Origin of the sequence: Vibrio nereis NBRC 15637 (genome assembly GCF_001591105.1) — a bacterium.
GTDB lineage: Bacteria > Pseudomonadota > Gammaproteobacteria > Enterobacterales > Vibrionaceae > Vibrio > Vibrio nereis.
This window is the reverse complement of sequence record NZ_BCUD01000003.1, coordinates 228846-245102: the sequence shown is the minus strand read 5'-3', so window position 1 is coordinate 245102 and position 16257 is coordinate 228846. Positions and strand designations below refer to the sequence as shown.

General features: G+C 44.9%; 14 protein-coding genes. 2 read left to right on the top strand and 12 right to left on the bottom strand.

Annotation, left to right across the window (positions count from 1 at the left end; genetic code table 11):
• Position 1: 1 nt before the first annotated feature.
• The 12 genes from fabZ to rpsB all read right to left on the bottom strand — a co-directional run bounded on the left by fabZ (position 2) and on the right by rpsB (position 12135).
• Positions 2-454 carry a 3-hydroxyacyl-ACP dehydratase FabZ gene (gene fabZ, locus VNE01S_RS05375; protein WP_053396813.1) on the bottom strand — a complete coding sequence of 151 codons (453 nt, stop codon included), beginning with the start codon at positions 452-454 and terminating at the stop codon, positions 2-4.
• 97 nt (positions 455-551) lie between these two features.
• Positions 552-1583, bottom strand: coding sequence for a UDP-3-O-(3-hydroxymyristoyl)glucosamine N-acyltransferase (lpxD, locus tag VNE01S_RS05370; protein WP_053396773.1), 1032 nt, complete (start codon positions 1581-1583; stop codon positions 552-554).
• Between the two features lie 6 nt (positions 1584-1589).
• Positions 1590-2099 carry an OmpH family outer membrane protein gene (locus VNE01S_RS05365; RefSeq protein WP_053396772.1) on the bottom strand — a complete coding sequence of 170 codons (510 nt, stop codon included), beginning with the start codon at positions 2097-2099 and terminating at the stop codon, positions 1590-1592.
• A gap of 16 nt (positions 2100-2115) precedes the next feature.
• Positions 2116-4530 carry an outer membrane protein assembly factor BamA gene (bamA, locus tag VNE01S_RS05360; RefSeq protein WP_053396771.1) on the bottom strand — a complete coding sequence of 805 codons (2415 nt, stop codon included), beginning with the start codon at positions 4528-4530 and terminating at the stop codon, positions 2116-2118.
• A 38-nt stretch (positions 4531-4568) separates the two neighbouring features.
• Positions 4569-5927: a sigma E protease regulator RseP gene (gene rseP / locus VNE01S_RS05355; protein WP_053396770.1), complete on the bottom strand. Its 1359-nt coding sequence runs from the start codon at positions 5925-5927 to the stop codon at positions 4569-4571.
• On the bottom strand, positions 5924-7132 hold the full coding sequence (ispC, locus tag VNE01S_RS05350) for a 1-deoxy-D-xylulose-5-phosphate reductoisomerase (protein WP_053396769.1): 1209 nt from the start codon (positions 7130-7132) through the stop codon (positions 5924-5926). The genes rseP and ispC overlap by 4 nt, the downstream gene beginning before the upstream one ends.
• Before the next feature lie 41 nt (positions 7133-7173).
• Complete coding sequence (locus VNE01S_RS05345) at positions 7174-8016, bottom strand: phosphatidate cytidylyltransferase (protein WP_053396768.1); 843 nt, start codon at positions 8014-8016, stop codon at positions 7174-7176.
• 12 nt (positions 8017-8028) lie between these two features.
• A complete protein-coding gene (uppS, locus tag VNE01S_RS05340; protein WP_053396767.1) occupies positions 8029-8784 on the bottom strand; it encodes a polyprenyl diphosphate synthase in 756 nt (251 codons plus the stop codon).
• A gap of 96 nt (positions 8785-8880) precedes the next feature.
• A complete protein-coding gene (frr, locus tag VNE01S_RS05335) occupies positions 8881-9438 on the bottom strand; it encodes a ribosome recycling factor (RefSeq protein ID WP_053396766.1) in 558 nt (185 codons plus the stop codon).
• A gap of 108 nt (positions 9439-9546) precedes the next feature.
• Complete coding sequence (pyrH, locus tag VNE01S_RS05330; RefSeq protein ID WP_053396765.1) at positions 9547-10278, bottom strand: UMP kinase; 732 nt, start codon at positions 10276-10278, stop codon at positions 9547-9549.
• Between the two features lie 153 nt (positions 10279-10431).
• A complete protein-coding gene (gene tsf / locus VNE01S_RS05325) occupies positions 10432-11274 on the bottom strand; it encodes a translation elongation factor Ts (RefSeq protein ID WP_053396764.1) in 843 nt (280 codons plus the stop codon).
• Between the two features lie 132 nt (positions 11275-11406).
• Positions 11407-12135, bottom strand: coding sequence for a 30S ribosomal protein S2 (rpsB, locus tag VNE01S_RS05320; protein ID WP_053396763.1), 729 nt, complete (start codon positions 12133-12135; stop codon positions 11407-11409).
• 374 nt (positions 12136-12509) lie between these two features.
• On the opposite strand from rpsB, the gene map reads away from it, so the two are divergent.
• Both map and glnD read left to right on the top strand, forming a co-directional pair.
• Positions 12510-13388: a type I methionyl aminopeptidase gene (gene map / locus VNE01S_RS05315; RefSeq protein ID WP_053396762.1), complete on the top strand. Its 879-nt coding sequence runs from the start codon at positions 12510-12512 to the stop codon at positions 13386-13388.
• A 164-nt stretch (positions 13389-13552) separates the two neighbouring features.
• Positions 13553-16174, top strand: a complete 2622-nt coding sequence (glnD, locus tag VNE01S_RS05310) for a bifunctional uridylyltransferase/uridylyl-removing protein GlnD (RefSeq protein ID WP_053396761.1) — start codon at positions 13553-13555, stop codon at positions 16172-16174.
• Positions 16175-16257 lie beyond the last annotated feature (83 nt).

The window sequence follows — 16257 nt, the reverse complement described above, 5'->3', positions numbered from 1 at the left end:
ATTAAAACTCTCGACGAGCACACTTCAGCTCGGCTGAACACACCACTTCGCCGTCAACTTTTGCCACGCCACTAAATGCAGCAATGCCACGACGCTCTTTTAAAAACTCTACTTCGATAACCAGTTGGTCACCAGGAACCACTGGCTTGCGGAATTTTGCACCATCCACACTTGCGAAATAGTAAAGTTCATTTTCTGTAGGTGCACCAAATGATCTGAATGCTAGTAGCCCAGTAGCCTGTGCCATCGCTTCTAAGATCAATACACCTGGAAACACAGGTAGTTGTGGGAAATGACCTGTAAACTGAGGTTCATTCACTGAAACGTTTTTAATCGCCGTTAGGTACTTTTCTTCTTGGTAATCCGTTACGCGATCAATCAGTAAGAATGGGTAGCGATGAGGTAACAGTTCCTGAATTTCAGTGATGTTCATCGTTTTCTTTTCAGTAGTCAAAGTCATATTCCTATGTTGAATGCTAAATATTTTTTCTGGCAGCATTATAGACGAAAAAGACTCGCACTTCGCGAGCCTTTTTCAGCAAAAAACGGAATCAAGATTCTTCTTTCTGCTCAAAGTGCTTTTCAACCGCTTTTAAGCGCTTGTTCATGTCGTCTATACGATGAACGCGCGCCGCAGTTTTACGCCAATCTTTGTTGGTCTGCAGTGGAATTCCTGATGAGTACATACCCTTATCAGTAATACTGCGCATCACCATACTCATACCAGTGATGGTAACGCCATCGACAATATCAATGTGACCATTGATAACAGTAGCCCCACCGATAATACAGTATTTACCGATCTTTGTACTGCCCGCGACAACTGTACCACCAGCCATAGCAGTACCATATCCGATGTGTACGTTATGGGCGATCTGCAGTTGGTTATCAATGATGACATTGTCTTCGATAATCGTATCGTCTAATGCACCTCGATCAACGGTAGTACATGCGCCGATTTCTACGCGATTTCCGATTTTGACCGAACCAAGCTGAGGGATTTTAATCCATTCACCTTTGGCATTCGCGTAACCAAAGCCGTCTGAACCAATAACCGTGTTTGCTTGAATAAGACAATCTGAACCGATGCTTACATCATGGTAAATACTCACGTTAGACCACAGTTTCGTGTTCGAACCGATCTCGGCGTTTTTACCAATAAAGCATCCTGCACCAATTGCCACGTTATCACCCAGTGTCACACCAGACTCAATCACGGCATTTGCACCAATTGAAACGTTTTTACCGATATTGGCGTCAGCTGCAATGACCGCAGATGGCGCTATATCCATCGCTGGCGCGGGTGTTGTGTCTAGAGCTTGGGCGACTTTGGCAAAAGCAACGTACGGGTCGTCGACCACTAAAACATTACCTTTGCAAGCATCGCGCTGCGCTTCTTTCACCATCACAACGGTAGCGTTGCACTCGGCAAGGTGCTTTGCGTATTTAGGATTGGACAGGAAAGTCACATGACCGTCCTGAGCCTTATCCATCGGCGCAACCATGGTGACAGTGGCTGCTGCGTCACCATGTAGCTCCCCCCCGGTGATATTAGCCAATTCGGCTAAAGAAATTGCTTTCATAATCGATTATTTAATTTGTTTGATTACTTTCTCAGAAATATTGTATTCAGGTTTACCATACTGCATCGCCTGAATATCTACGATCATGTCGTAGCCTTCTTTTTCTGCCACTTTTTTAACGGCATCTTGAATTACTTTAAATAGCTTTTGCTTTTCTTGTGCCTCACGACGCGCAGTCGCTTGTTCAAGAGCCTGAGCTTTTACTTTGTACTTGCTATCTAGCTGAGCAATTTCGATACGCAGTTTCTCTACGTCACCTTCGCTCATCAGTTCGCCATCGCGTTTTAGCTTTTCAATTTTCGTCTTAGCTTGCGCCTGGATCGATTTCAGTTCGTCAACTTTGTCTTTAAACTCTTTCTGCATTTTTTGCGATACAACTTCACGCTGAGGAAGAGCTTGGAATACTTGAGCTGTGTTGATGTAGCCTACCTTTTGCGCAGCTTCTGCAGCATTAGCAAAAAGAGATGACGTCATAATAAGAAGGCCAAGACCAGCCGCTTTAATTGTTTTATTCACTTAATTTTCCTCTGTATTAGAAGGTTCTTCCGATGGTGAAAGTGAAGAATTCTTCATCATCACCTTCGTAAATTTCGATTGGTTTCGCAATGGAGAATACTAATGGCCCCATTGGAGACATCCATTGCAATGCCGCACCATAAGATGCGCGGTAATTAGTTGGGTCAGAATAGTCGTAATAGTATCGGTCACTGATACTGTCACTATAAACAAACTCCGTATCCCATACGCTTGCAGCATCGATAAACACACTGGTACGAATCTGACTGCGAACTTCATCCGACGCAAATGGTGTTGGAACAATTAGCTCTAAACTTGCTAACGCTACCGCATTACCACCTACAGCGTCATCCGTCGCTGTGCCACATTCGTACTCGCCACAGATAAACTCACCGCCACCTGCAGGTGTGGTATATACCGCTTTCGGGCCAGCCGAGTTCGAACCAAAACCACGGAGCGTGGTAAAGCCACCCGCGTAGTAGTTTTCATAGAATGGGAACAAGTTATCATTGCCATCCGTTTGGCCATAACCGTTACCGTACCCTAAGCGACCGCGCATTAAGAGGGTAAATTCATGTTTTTTGGTCAAAGGTAAGTACTGACGCACATCGTATTGCAATTTAAAGTACTGCGCATCTGAACTCGGAACCGTCGCTTTCGCAAACGCACGCTGGTAATTACCCGCTGTTGGGAAGTAACCACGGTTCAGGTTGTTGCGTGTCCAAGCAACGTTGACATCGAAATCATTAGTCACGATATCGCCAACCGCTTGGTTAATGCTCTGCGCGAAACGCTGCGCTTGGTCATACGTTGGTACGTTACCGATCTTGTTGTGGGTATAGCCCACACCAAACTCAAAACGGTTTAGTTCGTCAAACGGGAAACCCCAAGTTAAGCTGGTACCATAACTTTCGTTGGTATATTCAACAATGCCCGCTTCTGACGCTTCAAACTCGTTGTAGAAAACTTTTCCGCCAAGACTAACACCATCTAGGTTCCAGTATGGGTCGCGGTAATCAAGGCTGATGTTCTTTTGATAATCGTTCATCATGGCTGTCACACCAACACGATTACCCGTACCAAGGAAGTTGTCCTGCTGTAACCCTACCTGGAAACTTACGCCTGATTCCGTACCATAACCCACACCAAAGTTGATGCTGCCCGAGTTTGCCTCTTTAACGCTGTATACCAAGTCCACTTGGTCTTCGCTACCTGGCACTCGAACGGTTTGTACGTCGACAGTTTCAAAGTAACCTAAACGACTCAAACGATTTTTACCCGTTTCAATCGATTTAGAGTTTAGCCAGCTACCTTCCATTTGACGCATTTCACGACGCAGAACTTCATCTTTCGTTGCATTGTTGCCAACAAAGCGGATATCACGAACATAAATTCGTTTGCCCGCTTCCACATTCACAACCAAAGACACTTCTTGTTTTTCGTCATCAAACTCTGAAATAGTGCGGACTTTAGGGTATGCATAGCCTGCCTCCCCTAACTGTCGCTTCACATTTTCTTCTAAGCTGGTCACCGCTGATCCGTTGTACAACTCACCCATTTCAAAGGTGACCAACTTTTCTAGTTCAGCTTCTCCATTGACCATATCACCGCGGAACTGAACGTCCTTAACGGTATAAGGCTTACCTTCATTTAGTCCGAGCGTAATGTATACACCCTTTTTGTCAGGAGAAATTGAAACTTGTGTCGAATCTATTTTAAATTTTAGGTAACCACGGTCGAGGTAATAGGACTTTAATGCTTCCAAATCACCAGCAAGGACCTGTTTCTGATATTTATCATCAGATAAGAAATTCCACCAAGCCACATCGACATTAAGGTCAAAACGGCCTCTTAAATCATCGTCACTAAAGGCTTCATTGCCGATAAAGTTAATTTGCTGAATTTTGGCCGAAACGCCTTCTGAAAAGACAAACTTAAGGTCCGCTCGATTACGCGGTAAAGGCGTTACTACTGCTTGTACATTGGCATTATATTTACCAACACTGTAGTAAAAGTCCTCTAGCCCCTTTTCGATGTTGGCCAGCGTAGTACGATCCAGAGCTTCACCAACACGAATATCGGATGCTTCCAAGTTTTGTTGAAGCTGCTCTTCTTTGATCGCTTTGTTACCCGAGAACGAGATACTCGAAATGGTTGGACGCTCTTTCACTTGAACAACCAACACCTCGTCCTGACGCATTACTTTAATATCTTCAAAGTTACCTGAAGCATAGAGAGATCGAATGATCTGAGAGATGTCCTGGTTATCAACGGTGTCACCAATACGTACAGGCATTTTTAATAAAGCCGCACCAAGCGTGACACGCTGCAAACCTTCTACTTGAATATCTCGAACAACGAAGTTCTCAGCGCCCGTTGCGCTTACGCTTGTTGCAAGCAACGTGGCAAACAGAATCTTTTTCATCGCCATATTTGTTTTAGTTATTCCTTACTACAACATTTGTCACGTTATAGACGCGCAAAATCATTGAAAATCGCCACTGCCATGAGAGAGAAAATAATTGCACCACCAATGCGGTATCCCATCTCCTGTACTTTTTCAGGAACGGGACGTCTGATTACAGCCTCAATAGCAAAAAACAAAAGATGTCCGCCATCCAACATAGGTAACGGCACAAGGTTTATGATGCCTAAGTTGACGCTAATTAAAGCAAGGAAGCCGAGGAAGTAAACCAGCCCATAATCGGCCGTTGTTCCCGCTCCTTTCGCAATTGAAATTGGTCCACTCAGGTTATTAAGTCCAACATCCCCAACAATCAATTTCTTCAGCATGCTGATCGTCAAACCGATCACTTGGCCCGTTTTTTCAACCGCTTTACCGATAGATTCCATCGGGCCAAATTGCAAATCAAAACGATAGCTCTCAGGCCACTCCGCAACCTCAGGGGCAATTCCAGCAAACCCAACTTCACCTTTGCCTTTTATTTCTCGGCTATCAGGTGTAATTGTTAGCTCTAAACGCTCGCCATTCCTCAATACTTCCAACTGTAATGGCTCATTGGGGTGCTGCTGAATAGATTCAACCACTTGTTGCCATCCGGTGAGTGGTTTACCACCAATCGCCACCAATGTGTCGCCTGCCAGTAATCCCGCTCTTTCACCTGCACTACCTTCGGATATATTGACCAATGTTGTCGATATTTCCGGTGTAAACGGAACAAAGCCAAGTGCTGACATAGCAGACTGCTCTTCTGGGTCAAAGTTCCAGTTTAGTAGGTCAAGTGTGATGGTCTGTTCGATTCCAACTTCATCAGCAGGTGAGACCGTCATCGTTAAGCGCTCGTCACCAATGTGGGAAATCAGTCCCATGTTGACTGATTCCCAATCTGCGGTTTTGACGCCCGAAATTGATTTAAGTTCCATACCCTTTTCTAAACCAGCCTCAGCGGCGATAGAATAAGGCGTAACTTCACCGACAACAGGCTTCACTGCTGGTACACCGATAAGGAATACCAACCAATATGCTACTATGGCAAAAAGAAAATTAAAGATAGGGCCAGCCGCGACGATCGCGCTGCGTTTCCAGAGTGGCTTTTTGTCAAACGCAAACTGCTGTTCAGATTCTGGGACATCATCTACACGGCCGTCGAGCATTTTGACGTAACCGCCTAATGGAATGACAGATACGCTATACTCTGTTCCATCTTTTCCCACTTTACTCCAAATGGATTTACCAAAACCAATAGAGAATTTTTCAACTTTAACACCACAACGGCGTGCAACCCAAAAGTGACCAAACTCATGAACAGCAACTAAAACGCCTAACGCAATGATAAATGAAACAAAGTTCCACAAAATACCTGTCATAACTTACGCTCACTTATAAATGCCGTCGCCAAATCTCTGGCCATTCTATCTAGCTCAAGAATGCTTTCCAAGTCGTTACAATTTGCCTGACTCGAGCCAGCACACACTTTAGACAGAACCGCTTCATTGACTATAGCAATATCTGTAAATGAAAGTTCTCGATTCAGGAATGAATTTACGGCAACTTCATTGGCCGCATTCAGTGCTGTTGTCGCGTGCTGCCCTTCGTAGCAAGCATCTATGGCGAGTTTGAGGCAAGGGTAACGGCTGTAATCTGCTTCTAGGAACGTTAATTCGCCAACCTTGGTAAAATCAAGTGGTGCAACACCCGCACTGATTCGCTGAGGGTAAGATAAGGTCAAAGCGATAGGCGTAGCCATGTCCGGTTCACCCATTTGTGCTAACACAGAGCCATCTTTGTATTGAACCATTGAGTGGATCACTGACTGTGGGTGAATGAGCACCTTTAGTTGTTCTCGAGCGGTATTAAACAACCACTTGGCTTCGATGTACTCCAGTCCTTTATTCATCATAGTGGCGGAGTCCACCGAAATTTTAGGCCCCATTGACCAATTGGGATGCGCGATAGCTTGCTCTGGCGTCACCGTGCTGAGTTCATTAATATCGCTATAACGAAACGGTCCACCAGAACCCGTCAATAAGATGTGCTGTATGCCATGGGCTTCCAAGTCACATTGCCCCAGATTGGTTTGAATCTCACTCGGCAAACACTGGAAAATTGCATTGTGTTCACTGTCTACTGGCATCAGCTCAGCGCCATGCTGTTTCACTGCGTCAATAAACAACTGGCCAGACATAACCAAAGCTTCTTTGTTCGCGAGTAAAACACGTTTACCGGCTTTGACAGCAGCCATCGTTGGTAATAAACCCGCAGCACCAACAATCGCAGCCATCACGGTATCCACTTCATCAGTGGATGAGACTTGGCACATTGCTTCAACACCAGACAGTACTTCTGTGTTGAGCTTCAGTTGACTAAGCTGCTGTTTGAGTTGCAGCGCTGCTGAATCGCATGCCATAACCGCATATTTGGGCTGCCATTTTTGACATAGCTGACGCATTTTCTCGACATTGCTGCCCGCCGCTAAAGCCACTACAGAAAACTGCTCAGGGTTTTGTTCGATAACTTTGAATGTACTGGCACCGATTGAACCAGTCGCACCAAGAATTGTTAACTTACGCATAGCAAGAAACCGATATGTGATTCAGGCAAGCCGAAGCCTGCCTAAAGAGTAAAGTAAAGAAATGCAAAAACAGGAAACGCTGCGGTAAGGCTATCAATACGGTCTAGAACGCCGCCATGTCCAGGGATGATATTGCTGCTGTCTTTGATTCCAGAGACGCGCTTAAACATACTTTCGACTAAGTCACCTAGCACGGAAATAACAACCGTAATCAAAGTAATTACGATCATTGTCAGAGGGTTAGTGAATTCAATATCAAACCAAACTGATGTCCCCCACCCAACAAGAACCGCGGTAATGATCCCACCGACTAAACCTTCAATGGTTTTATTTGGACTAACATTAGGTGCCATTTTTCGCTTACCCAGGCTCTTACCCGCAAAGTAAGCGCCACTATCGGCAGCCCAAACGATAAAACAAACGTACAGTACGAGTTTAGCGCCGTGGTACACATCATTATTGATACCTTCCGCTCGCAATAGCAGTACACTCCAAAAGAAAGGAAGTAATGTCAAAATCCCAAAAGCATGACGTAAGAGTTTTGAGTGTTGCCATAGTGCAGAAGATTTAGGATAAGTAATAGCCAGAGTACTGGCGGCAACCCACCAGAGGCATCCTAGCCCTAAGATCAGATAGTGAGGTTCAAGCACTAAATTTAAACTGCTTGAATCATAAGGAATAAGCGCAAAACTGAATGCACTGACTAAAATCGCTGGGACAAGAGCACTAACTCGCGATTTTGATTCTACAAACTGAGTCCACTCCCAATAACCAATGAGCATAATCGCAGCTATCGCTACGGTAAACATGGGTAAAGAGAGCTCAAAAATTCCTAAGATCACTAACGGAGCAAGGATGAGGGCTGTTATTATTCTTTGTTTCAAACTTGGGGTCCTTTATTCGCTTTCCATCAATGCCTTGATTTGTTCACCAGTACAACCAAATCTTCTTTCACGGTTAACAAACCAAGTCACTGCTTCAATTAAGCTGTTCTCATCGAACTCCGGCCAATAAATTGGCATAAAATACAACTCAGCGTAGGCCATTTGCCACAGCATAAAGTTGCTAATTCGGCACTCACCACTGGTACGAATCATTAAATCAACCTCGGGTAAGTCAGCCATCGTCAAATGCTGAGTAATCAATGTTTCATTGATATCATTTACTTGTAACTCTCCCTGAGCCACCTTTTCCGCCAGCGCTTGGGTCGCTTGTGTGATGTCCCACTTACCACCGTAATTAGCAGCAATATTGATCATCATGCCAGTATTTTCAGCGGTTAACGCTTCGGCTTGCGTAATCTTTTTTCGCAATCGATCATTAAATCGCGATGTATCGCCGATGACCCGCAAACGTAGGTTGTTCTTATGCAGCTTTTTTATCTCTGTTGACAATACCGTGATAAACAGCTCCATCAACACACCGACTTCCTCTTCAGGACGACGCCAGTTTTCACTGCTAAAGGCGAATAAAGTTACCGCTTTAATGCCTAACTTCGCGGCGGTAGAGATGGTTTTTCTTACTGCTGCAACACCGTTTTTATGACCAAAAACACGGGGCTTACCCTGCGCTTTCGCCCAGCGGCCATTGCCATCCATAATGATTGCGATATGTTGAGGGAGTACATCTGGTGAGAGTTGAGAATTTTGCATAAAGGGTTGATAAGTTATCAGCAAAGGACAGAGAGTAGCATAAAAAAACGCTGTACTGCGAGCACAGCGTTTTCTTAAAGCCGAGTGTAAGCGGAATTAAACTTCCATCAACTCTTTTTCTTTAGCAGCAAGAACCTCGTCGATTTTCTTCACTGCAGAATCAGTCAATTTTTGAATCTCGTCTTGTGCTTTACGATCTTCATCTTCAGAGATTTCTTTATCTTTAAGCAGTGCTTTTAGATCACCGTTTGCATCACGGCGAATGTTACGAACGGCAACACGGCCACCTTCTGCTTCGCCACGCACGATTTTCACGAGGTCTTTACGACGCTCTTCTGTTAGGGGAGGTAGAGGAACGCGAATGATAGTACCCGCTGACATTGGGTTTAAACCTAGGTCAGACATCATGATCGCTTTTTCAACTTTCTGAGTTAACTCGCGGTCAAATACGGTAATAGCAAGTGTACGCGCGTCTTCAGCAACCACGTTAGCAACTTGGTTTAAAGGCGTTGGTGCACCGTAGTATTCTACAGAAATGCCAGACAGCAGGCTTGGGTGCGCACGGCCAGTACGAACTTTAGAAAGGTTGTTTTTTAGCGCTTCAACGCTTTTATCCATGCGCTCTTGAGCGTCTTTTTTGATTTCGTTAATCACAATATCACCTTAAATATATAATTCTTCCTGAAGAAAGCCTAATCAGGATTCTTCAAAAGGCAATACCGCAGCATCTATATACCTAACACATGCTGCGGTTGAATTGACTTATTCAGCAGAGCTAATCAATGTGCCTTCTGCTTCACCCATAACCACGCGGCGTAGTGCGCCTGGTTTGTTCATGTTAAATACGCGAATTGGCATTTTGTGGTCACGCGCTAGTGTAAACGCTGCCAAATCCATCACTTTCAGTTCTTTATCAAGAACTTCAGCGTAAGAAAGCTTATCATACAGCTCTGCGTCTGGGTTTGCTACTGGGTCAGCTGTAAATACGCCATCCACTTTTGTTGCTTTTAGTACAACATCCGCTTCGATTTCGATACCACGTAGACATGCCGCTGAGTCTGTTGTGAAGAACGGGTTACCTGTACCAGCCGAGAAGATCACCACACGACCTTGACGAAGTTCACGGATTGCGTCTGCCCAGTTGTAATCGTCACATACACCTTTTAGAGGAATCGCAGACATCACGCGAGCGTTAACGTAAGCACGGTGCAGTGCATCACGCATCGCAAGACCGTTCATCACAGTCGCCAGCATACCCATGTGGTCGCCAACAACGCGGTTCATACCAGCTTCAGCCAGACCTGCACCACGGAATAAGTTACCACCACCGATAACTACACCAACCTGAACGCCTAGTTCAACCAGTTCTTTAACCTCTTGAGCCATACGGTCAAGAACCGCTGGGTCAATACCAAAACCGTCTTCACCTTGAAGAGCTTCACCACTCAGTTTTAACAGAATACGTTGATACGCAGGTTTAGGGTTTGTAGTCATGGACTTTACCTTCCAAAAGAGAGTTTTTTTGATTAACAGTCATGAATAAACACAAGTCACTTGTATCTATTAATCACGGTTAAACAAGCTAGCAGTAGTCGTAAAAAGACCGCAGCCGGAGCTACGGTCTAAACTTTATGCAATCTCTAAGGATTAACCTTTTTGAGCTGCTGCTACTTCTTCAGCGAAGCTCATTTCTTCTTTCTTCTCTATACCTTCACCTACTTCTAGGCGAACGAAAGTAGAAACAGAAGCGCCACGCTCTTTAAGGATTTCACCTACAGATTTCTTAGGTTCCATAACGAACGCTTGACCAGTTAGAGAGATTTCGCCAGTGAATTTCTTCATGCGGCCAACAACCATCTTCTCTGCGATTTCAGCTGGTTTGCCTTCATTCATAGCGATTTCAACTTGAACAGCTTTCTCTTTTTCTACTACGTCAGCAGGTACGTCTTCAGGGTTAACGAACTCTGGCTTAGAAGCAGCTACGTGCATAGCAACGTGCTTAAGAGTTTCTGCGTCGCCTTCACCAGCAACAACTACACCGATTTTCTCACCGTGACGGTAAGAAGCGATTGCAGCGCCTTCAACATACTGTACGCGACGGATGTTGATGTTTTCACCGATCTTAGCAACTAGAGCAACACGCTCTTCTTCGAATTTAGCAACTAGCTCTTCAACAGAAGCTTTAGAAGCTAGAGCGTCTGCTGCTACTTTTTCTGCGAATGCAGTGAAGTTAGCGTCTTTAGCAACGAAGTCAGTTTGGCAGTTAACTTCAAGAAGAACAGCAACGCCGTTTTCTTCTTTAATGATGATTGCGCCTTCAGCAGCTACGTTACCTGCTTTTTTAGCAGCTTTCGCAGCGCCTGACTTACGCATGTTTTCGATTGCTAGTTCGATGTCGCCGTTAGTTTCAACAAGCGCTTTTTTACATTCCATCATGCCTGCGCCAGTGCGTTCGCGCAGTTCTTTAACTAGAGCAGCAGTAACAGCCATTCTCTATTCCTCAGTTGATTCTAGATTTGGTAAAAAACAGGGGCCAATAACAAAGGCCCCTGCTTATAACTATAACTCAGTTTATGCTACAACTTGTTTGCACATAAAACCAAGTGTGACACGGAGCCGCTATTATTCAGCTTCTACGAAACCGTCTTTTTCAGCAGCTGCAGCAACGTCTTTGTTACGACCTTCGCTAACTGCAGAAGCAGCAGCGTTTAGGTATAGCTGTACCGCACGGATTGCGTCGTCGTTACCTGGGATAACGAAGTCAACGCCATCTGGGTTAGAGTTAGTATCAACTACAGCGTAAACTGGGATACCTAGGTTGTTAGCTTCTTTAACTGCGATGTGCTCGTGATCAGCGTCGATTACGAATAGAGCGTCTGGTAGGCCGCCCATATCTTTGATACCACCAAGAGATTTCTCTAGCTTCTCCATTTCGCGAGTACGCATTAGAGCTTCTTTCTTAGTTAGTTTGTCAAAAGTACCGTCTTGAGACTGAGCTTCAAGATCTTTTAGACGCTTGATAGACTGACGAACAGTTTTGTAGTTTGTAAGCATACCGCCTAACCAGCGGTTGTTTACGTAGAACTGGTTGCTTGCGATTGCAGCTTCTTTAACAGCTTCAGATGCAGCGCGCTTAGTACCTACGAAAAGAACTTTACCTTTTTTCTCGCCAACTTTAGCTAGCTCTGCTAGAGCGTCGTTGAACATTGGTACAGTTTTTTCTAGGTTGATGATATGAACTTTGTTACGAGCGCCAAAGATGAACGGCTTCATTTTTGGGTTCCAGTAACGAGTCTGGTGACCGAAGTGAACACCAGCTTTAAGCATATCGCGCATTGATACAGTTGCCATTTTATAATCCTCTATGGGGTTAGGCCTCCACATCCCCCATAATTCCGACTAAGCTTCTGCCCAGCACCCCGGAATATGTGACGGAATGTGTGTGATTTAAAGATATAAGTTTAGTTGGGTGTGAACAATTTCGCCGCTTTGCGATTCGCTTGCGAAGAGAACGGTCCACATTCCGGCGCGCTTTATACCATATTTTTAAGGCATATGGCTAGTAAAAAAACGATTGAAGCATTGCGTTTAAACTGTAAATAGCGCCGTGCGTACTTCCGTTCAGCGCCCCCCAACTCCAGTCACGAATACACTTTCTGATATCTTCCTGTTAGAATGCGCCGCATCGCACTAGAAAGTGCAATTGAACAAAGTAGAGAAAGCCGATGTCAATCAAGATAAAAACAGCTGAAGAAATCGAACGTATGCGCAAAGCGGGTGCTTTAGCCGCTGAAATTCTGGAGATGATTGAACCTTATATCAAAGAAGGGGTAACGACGGATGAACTTAACCAAATCTGTCACGATTACGCTTTAGAGAAAGGGGCTTACTCTGCTCCACTTGATTACCATGGTTTCCCTAAGTCAATCTGTACGTCAATTAACCATATCGTGTGTCACGGCATTCCTGCGTCACAGGACGAAACTGGCAGCAATGGCCAAATGAAGCCGGCAGTATTGAAAAGTGGCGACATTATTAATATCGATATCACGGTTATCGTACCGAATGACGAAAACGCGGATCTATCTGTTCGCCCAGAAGGTTACCATGGCGACACATCGAAAATGTTCTTTGTTGGTGATGTAAGCCCAGCGGACAAACGCCTATGCATGGTTACCCAAGAGGCACTTTATGTTGGCATGCGTAAAGTTAAGCCAGGCGCAACTGTGGGTGATATTGGTAGTGCGATTGAAAAGTACATCAAAGAAAACAACAAAAAGAACCCACGCAATAAGTTTTCCATTGTTAAAGATTTCTGTGGTCACGGCATTGGTAACGAATTCCATGAAGAACCACAAATTGTTCACTACAAAAACAACGACCGTCGCGTTTTAAAAGAAGGCATGTGTTTCACCATTGAGCCAATGATCAATGCTGGTAAATTCGGCGTTAGCGTTGATGCCGAAGATGATTGGACGGTTTACACTGGCGACGGTAAAAAATCAGCTCAGTACGAGCATACCATTGTGGTGACTAAAACTGGTTGTGAAGTATTCACGCTGCGCAGCGACGACACGATTCCTCGTATCATGAACAACGCGTAACCCGTTTTTCCCTAATATCCCCGCTCTGCCGGGGATATTTTATATCTGCCTTCCTCCATCGTTCCTTCTACTCTTGCCACAATACACGGCCAATTAGTTATTTAGCTTAGTACCCTATTTTGATAGATTGAATACCATTAGGATACTTTGCACGGACTGGCTGTATGAGCTTTCAATCTCCTCTGACTTTTGAAAAAGAACAAATCACGATTGGTGAACTAAAACATCAATTAGAGCAATTCGCTGATTATCAAAAGACGGAATTCCTCAATCATCACCCCATCACTGATTTGGTGTTAGGCCGAGCAGAATACATAGACTTGATGCTTAATCGATTGTGGTCTCACTTCGGGTTCTCAGAACTGCCCAATATCAGCCTAGTCGCTGTCGGTGGATACGGCCGCGGAGAGCTGCATCCTTTATCTGATATCGATATCTTAATTATCTCTCGTAAATCTTTACCAGAAAGCTTAGCCGCCAAAGTCAGCGAGTTTATTACCTTGCTATGGGACTTAAAGCTCGAAGTCGGTCACGCTGTTCGCAGTATTGATGAGTGTGCGAGCATTGGTAAAGAAGACTTAACGGTCGCCACCAACCTACAAGAAGCACGTCTGCTATGTGGGTGTGAAGACACCTTTTACCAGCTAAAAATGGTCATTCATTCGGAATCATTTTGGCCAAGCGAAGTTTTTTACAAAGCTAAAGTACAAGAGCAAAGAGAGCGCCATGCTCGCTACCACGATACTACCTACAACCTTGAACCGGATATAAAATCAACGCCGGGCGGTTTACGCGATATTCATACCTTGAGCTGGGTGGCCAGGCGCCACTTTGGTGCCACCTCTTTGTTAGAAATGAGCCACTTTGGTTTTTTAACAGATGCGGAATATCGAGAACTCGTCGAGTGCCAAGATTTTTTGTGGCGGGTTCGCTTTGCGCTGCATATCGAATTAAGGCGTTATGATAACCGACTCACTTTCGCGCATCAGGCCCAAGTAGCTGAAAGCCTCGGTTTTACCGGTGAGGGGAACCGTGGCGTCGAAAAAATGATGAAAGAGTTCTACCGCACCTTACGACGCGTTGCTGAACTCAACAAAATGTTACTAAAACTGTTTGACCAAGCCATTCTGGAAAATGGGGTCGAAAGTGAACCTGAGATCATCAGTGATGATTTTCTGCGCCGTGGCCATCTTATTGAAGCAAGGAAGCCTGCCCTGTTTCAAGCTCGCCCAGAAACCATACTCGACATGTTTTTACACATTGCTAATGACTCGACGATTGAGGGCGTGGCTCCTCCCACCATGCGCCAGCTGCGTACCGCCAGAAGAAGACTCAATAAGTTTCTGCATACTATCCCGGCCGCCAGAGAAAAATTCATTGAACTCTGCCGCCACCCTAATGCACTGCATAGCGCATTTGGGCTCATGCATAATCTTGGCGTACTTGCGGCTTACTTACCACAATGGAGCCAAATTGTCGGCCAAATGCAGTTTGATTTATTCCATGTTTACACGGTGGATGAGCACAGCGTTCGCCTTCTCAAGCACATCAACACTTTCAGCTATGCAAAAAACCACGAAAAGCACCCTATTTGCTGCGAAGTTTACCCAAAAATTCAGAAAAAAGAGCTTCTTATATTAGCTGCTATTTTTCACGACATTGGTAAAGGGCGTGGCGGCGATCATTCTGTTATTGGTGAATCAGAAGCCTATGATTTCTGTATCCAGCATGGTTTTTCCAAGCCAGAAGCCAAACTGGTTTCTTGGCTGGTTCGCAATCACCTATTAATGTCGGTAACCGCGCAGAGACGCGATATTTATGACCCAGATGTGATCACCGAGTTCGCGAAAAAGGTACGTGATGAAGAACGCTTAGAGTACTTGGTGTGCCTGACGGTTGCCGATATTTGTGCGACTAATCCAGAGCTCTGGAACAGCTGGAAACGAACGCTGCTTGCTGAACTATTCTACTCAACTCAAAGAGCGCTACGTCGCGGCTTAGAAAACCCCGTCGATGTTCGGGAGCGAATTCGTCACAACCAACAACTGGCCTCTGCGTTACTGCGCAAAGAAGGCTTTAGTGCGCGAGAGATAGAAGTGCTCTGGCAACGGTTTAAAGCGGACTATTTTCTGCGCCATACTCACAAGCAAATTGCCTGGCATTGCTCTCATCTGCTGCGTCATGAAGATCACTCCAAGCCGCTTATCTTAGTTTCTAAGAAAGCCACTCGTGGTGGCACAGAAATATTTGTCTACAGCAAAGACCAGCACGCCCTATTTGCAACAGTAGTGGCAGAACTCGACCGCCGTAACCTTAATGTTCATGATGCGCAAGTTATGACCAGTAAAGACGGCTACGTACTCGATACTTTCATCATTTTGGACCAGCATGGTGATGTCATTAATGAAAACCGTCATAAAGCAGTGATTAGGCACTTGGTGCATGTTTTACAAGATGGTCGTCCGACAAAGATCAAAACTCGTCGTATGCCACGTAAATTGCAGCATTTTACGGTTAAAACTCAAGTGGACTTCCTGCCAACCAAAAGTAGGAAACGCACGTTAATGGAGTTTGTTGCTTTAGATACGCCTGGATTACTGGCCACTGTCGGCGCAACATTTGCTGATTTAGGCATGCATTTACACGGTGCGAAGATCACCACCATTGGCGAGCGCGCAGAAGATTTATTCATCATCACCAGTAATAATGGTGGGAAATTAACTGAAGATGAAGAGCAACTGCTGAGGCAGCATCTGATCGAAAATGTGGCCAAGCTGGCTCCGTAAGCGATCTTGACCACAAGTTATTGCTCTGCTTGAAAAATCCACTGTCTACAACATTAATAGGCTGCTACATTAACTATTGAACT

Excerpts from the sequence above, each read along its gene's own strand:
- lpxD (WP_053396773.1), bottom strand. The coding sequence starts at position 1,583 with ATGAAAGCAATTTCTTTAGCCGAATTGGCTAATATCACCGGGGGGGAG.
- bamA (WP_053396771.1), bottom strand. The coding sequence starts at position 4,530 with ATGGCGATGAAAAAGATTCTGTTTGCCACGTTGCTTGCAACAAGCGTA.
- rseP (WP_053396770.1), bottom strand. The coding sequence starts at position 5,927 with ATGACAGGTATTTTGTGGAACTTTGTTTCATTTATCATTGCGTTAGGC.
- ispC (WP_053396769.1), bottom strand. The coding sequence starts at position 7,132 with ATGCGTAAGTTAACAATTCTTGGTGCGACTGGTTCAATCGGTGCCAGT.
- uppS (WP_053396767.1), bottom strand. The coding sequence starts at position 8,784 with ATGCAAAATTCTCAACTCTCACCAGATGTACTCCCTCAACATATCGCA.
- pyrH (WP_053396765.1), bottom strand. The coding sequence starts at position 10,278 with ATGACTACAAACCCTAAACCTGCGTATCAACGTATTCTGTTAAAACTG.
- tsf (WP_053396764.1), bottom strand. The coding sequence starts at position 11,274 with ATGGCTGTTACTGCTGCTCTAGTTAAAGAACTGCGCGAACGCACTGGC.
- rpsB (WP_053396763.1), bottom strand. The coding sequence starts at position 12,135 with ATGGCAACTGTATCAATGCGCGATATGCTTAAAGCTGGTGTTCACTTC.
- map (WP_053396762.1), top strand. The coding sequence starts at position 12,510 with ATGTCAATCAAGATAAAAACAGCTGAAGAAATCGAACGTATGCGCAAA.
- glnD (WP_053396761.1), top strand. The coding sequence starts at position 13,553 with ATGAGCTTTCAATCTCCTCTGACTTTTGAAAAAGAACAAATCACGATT.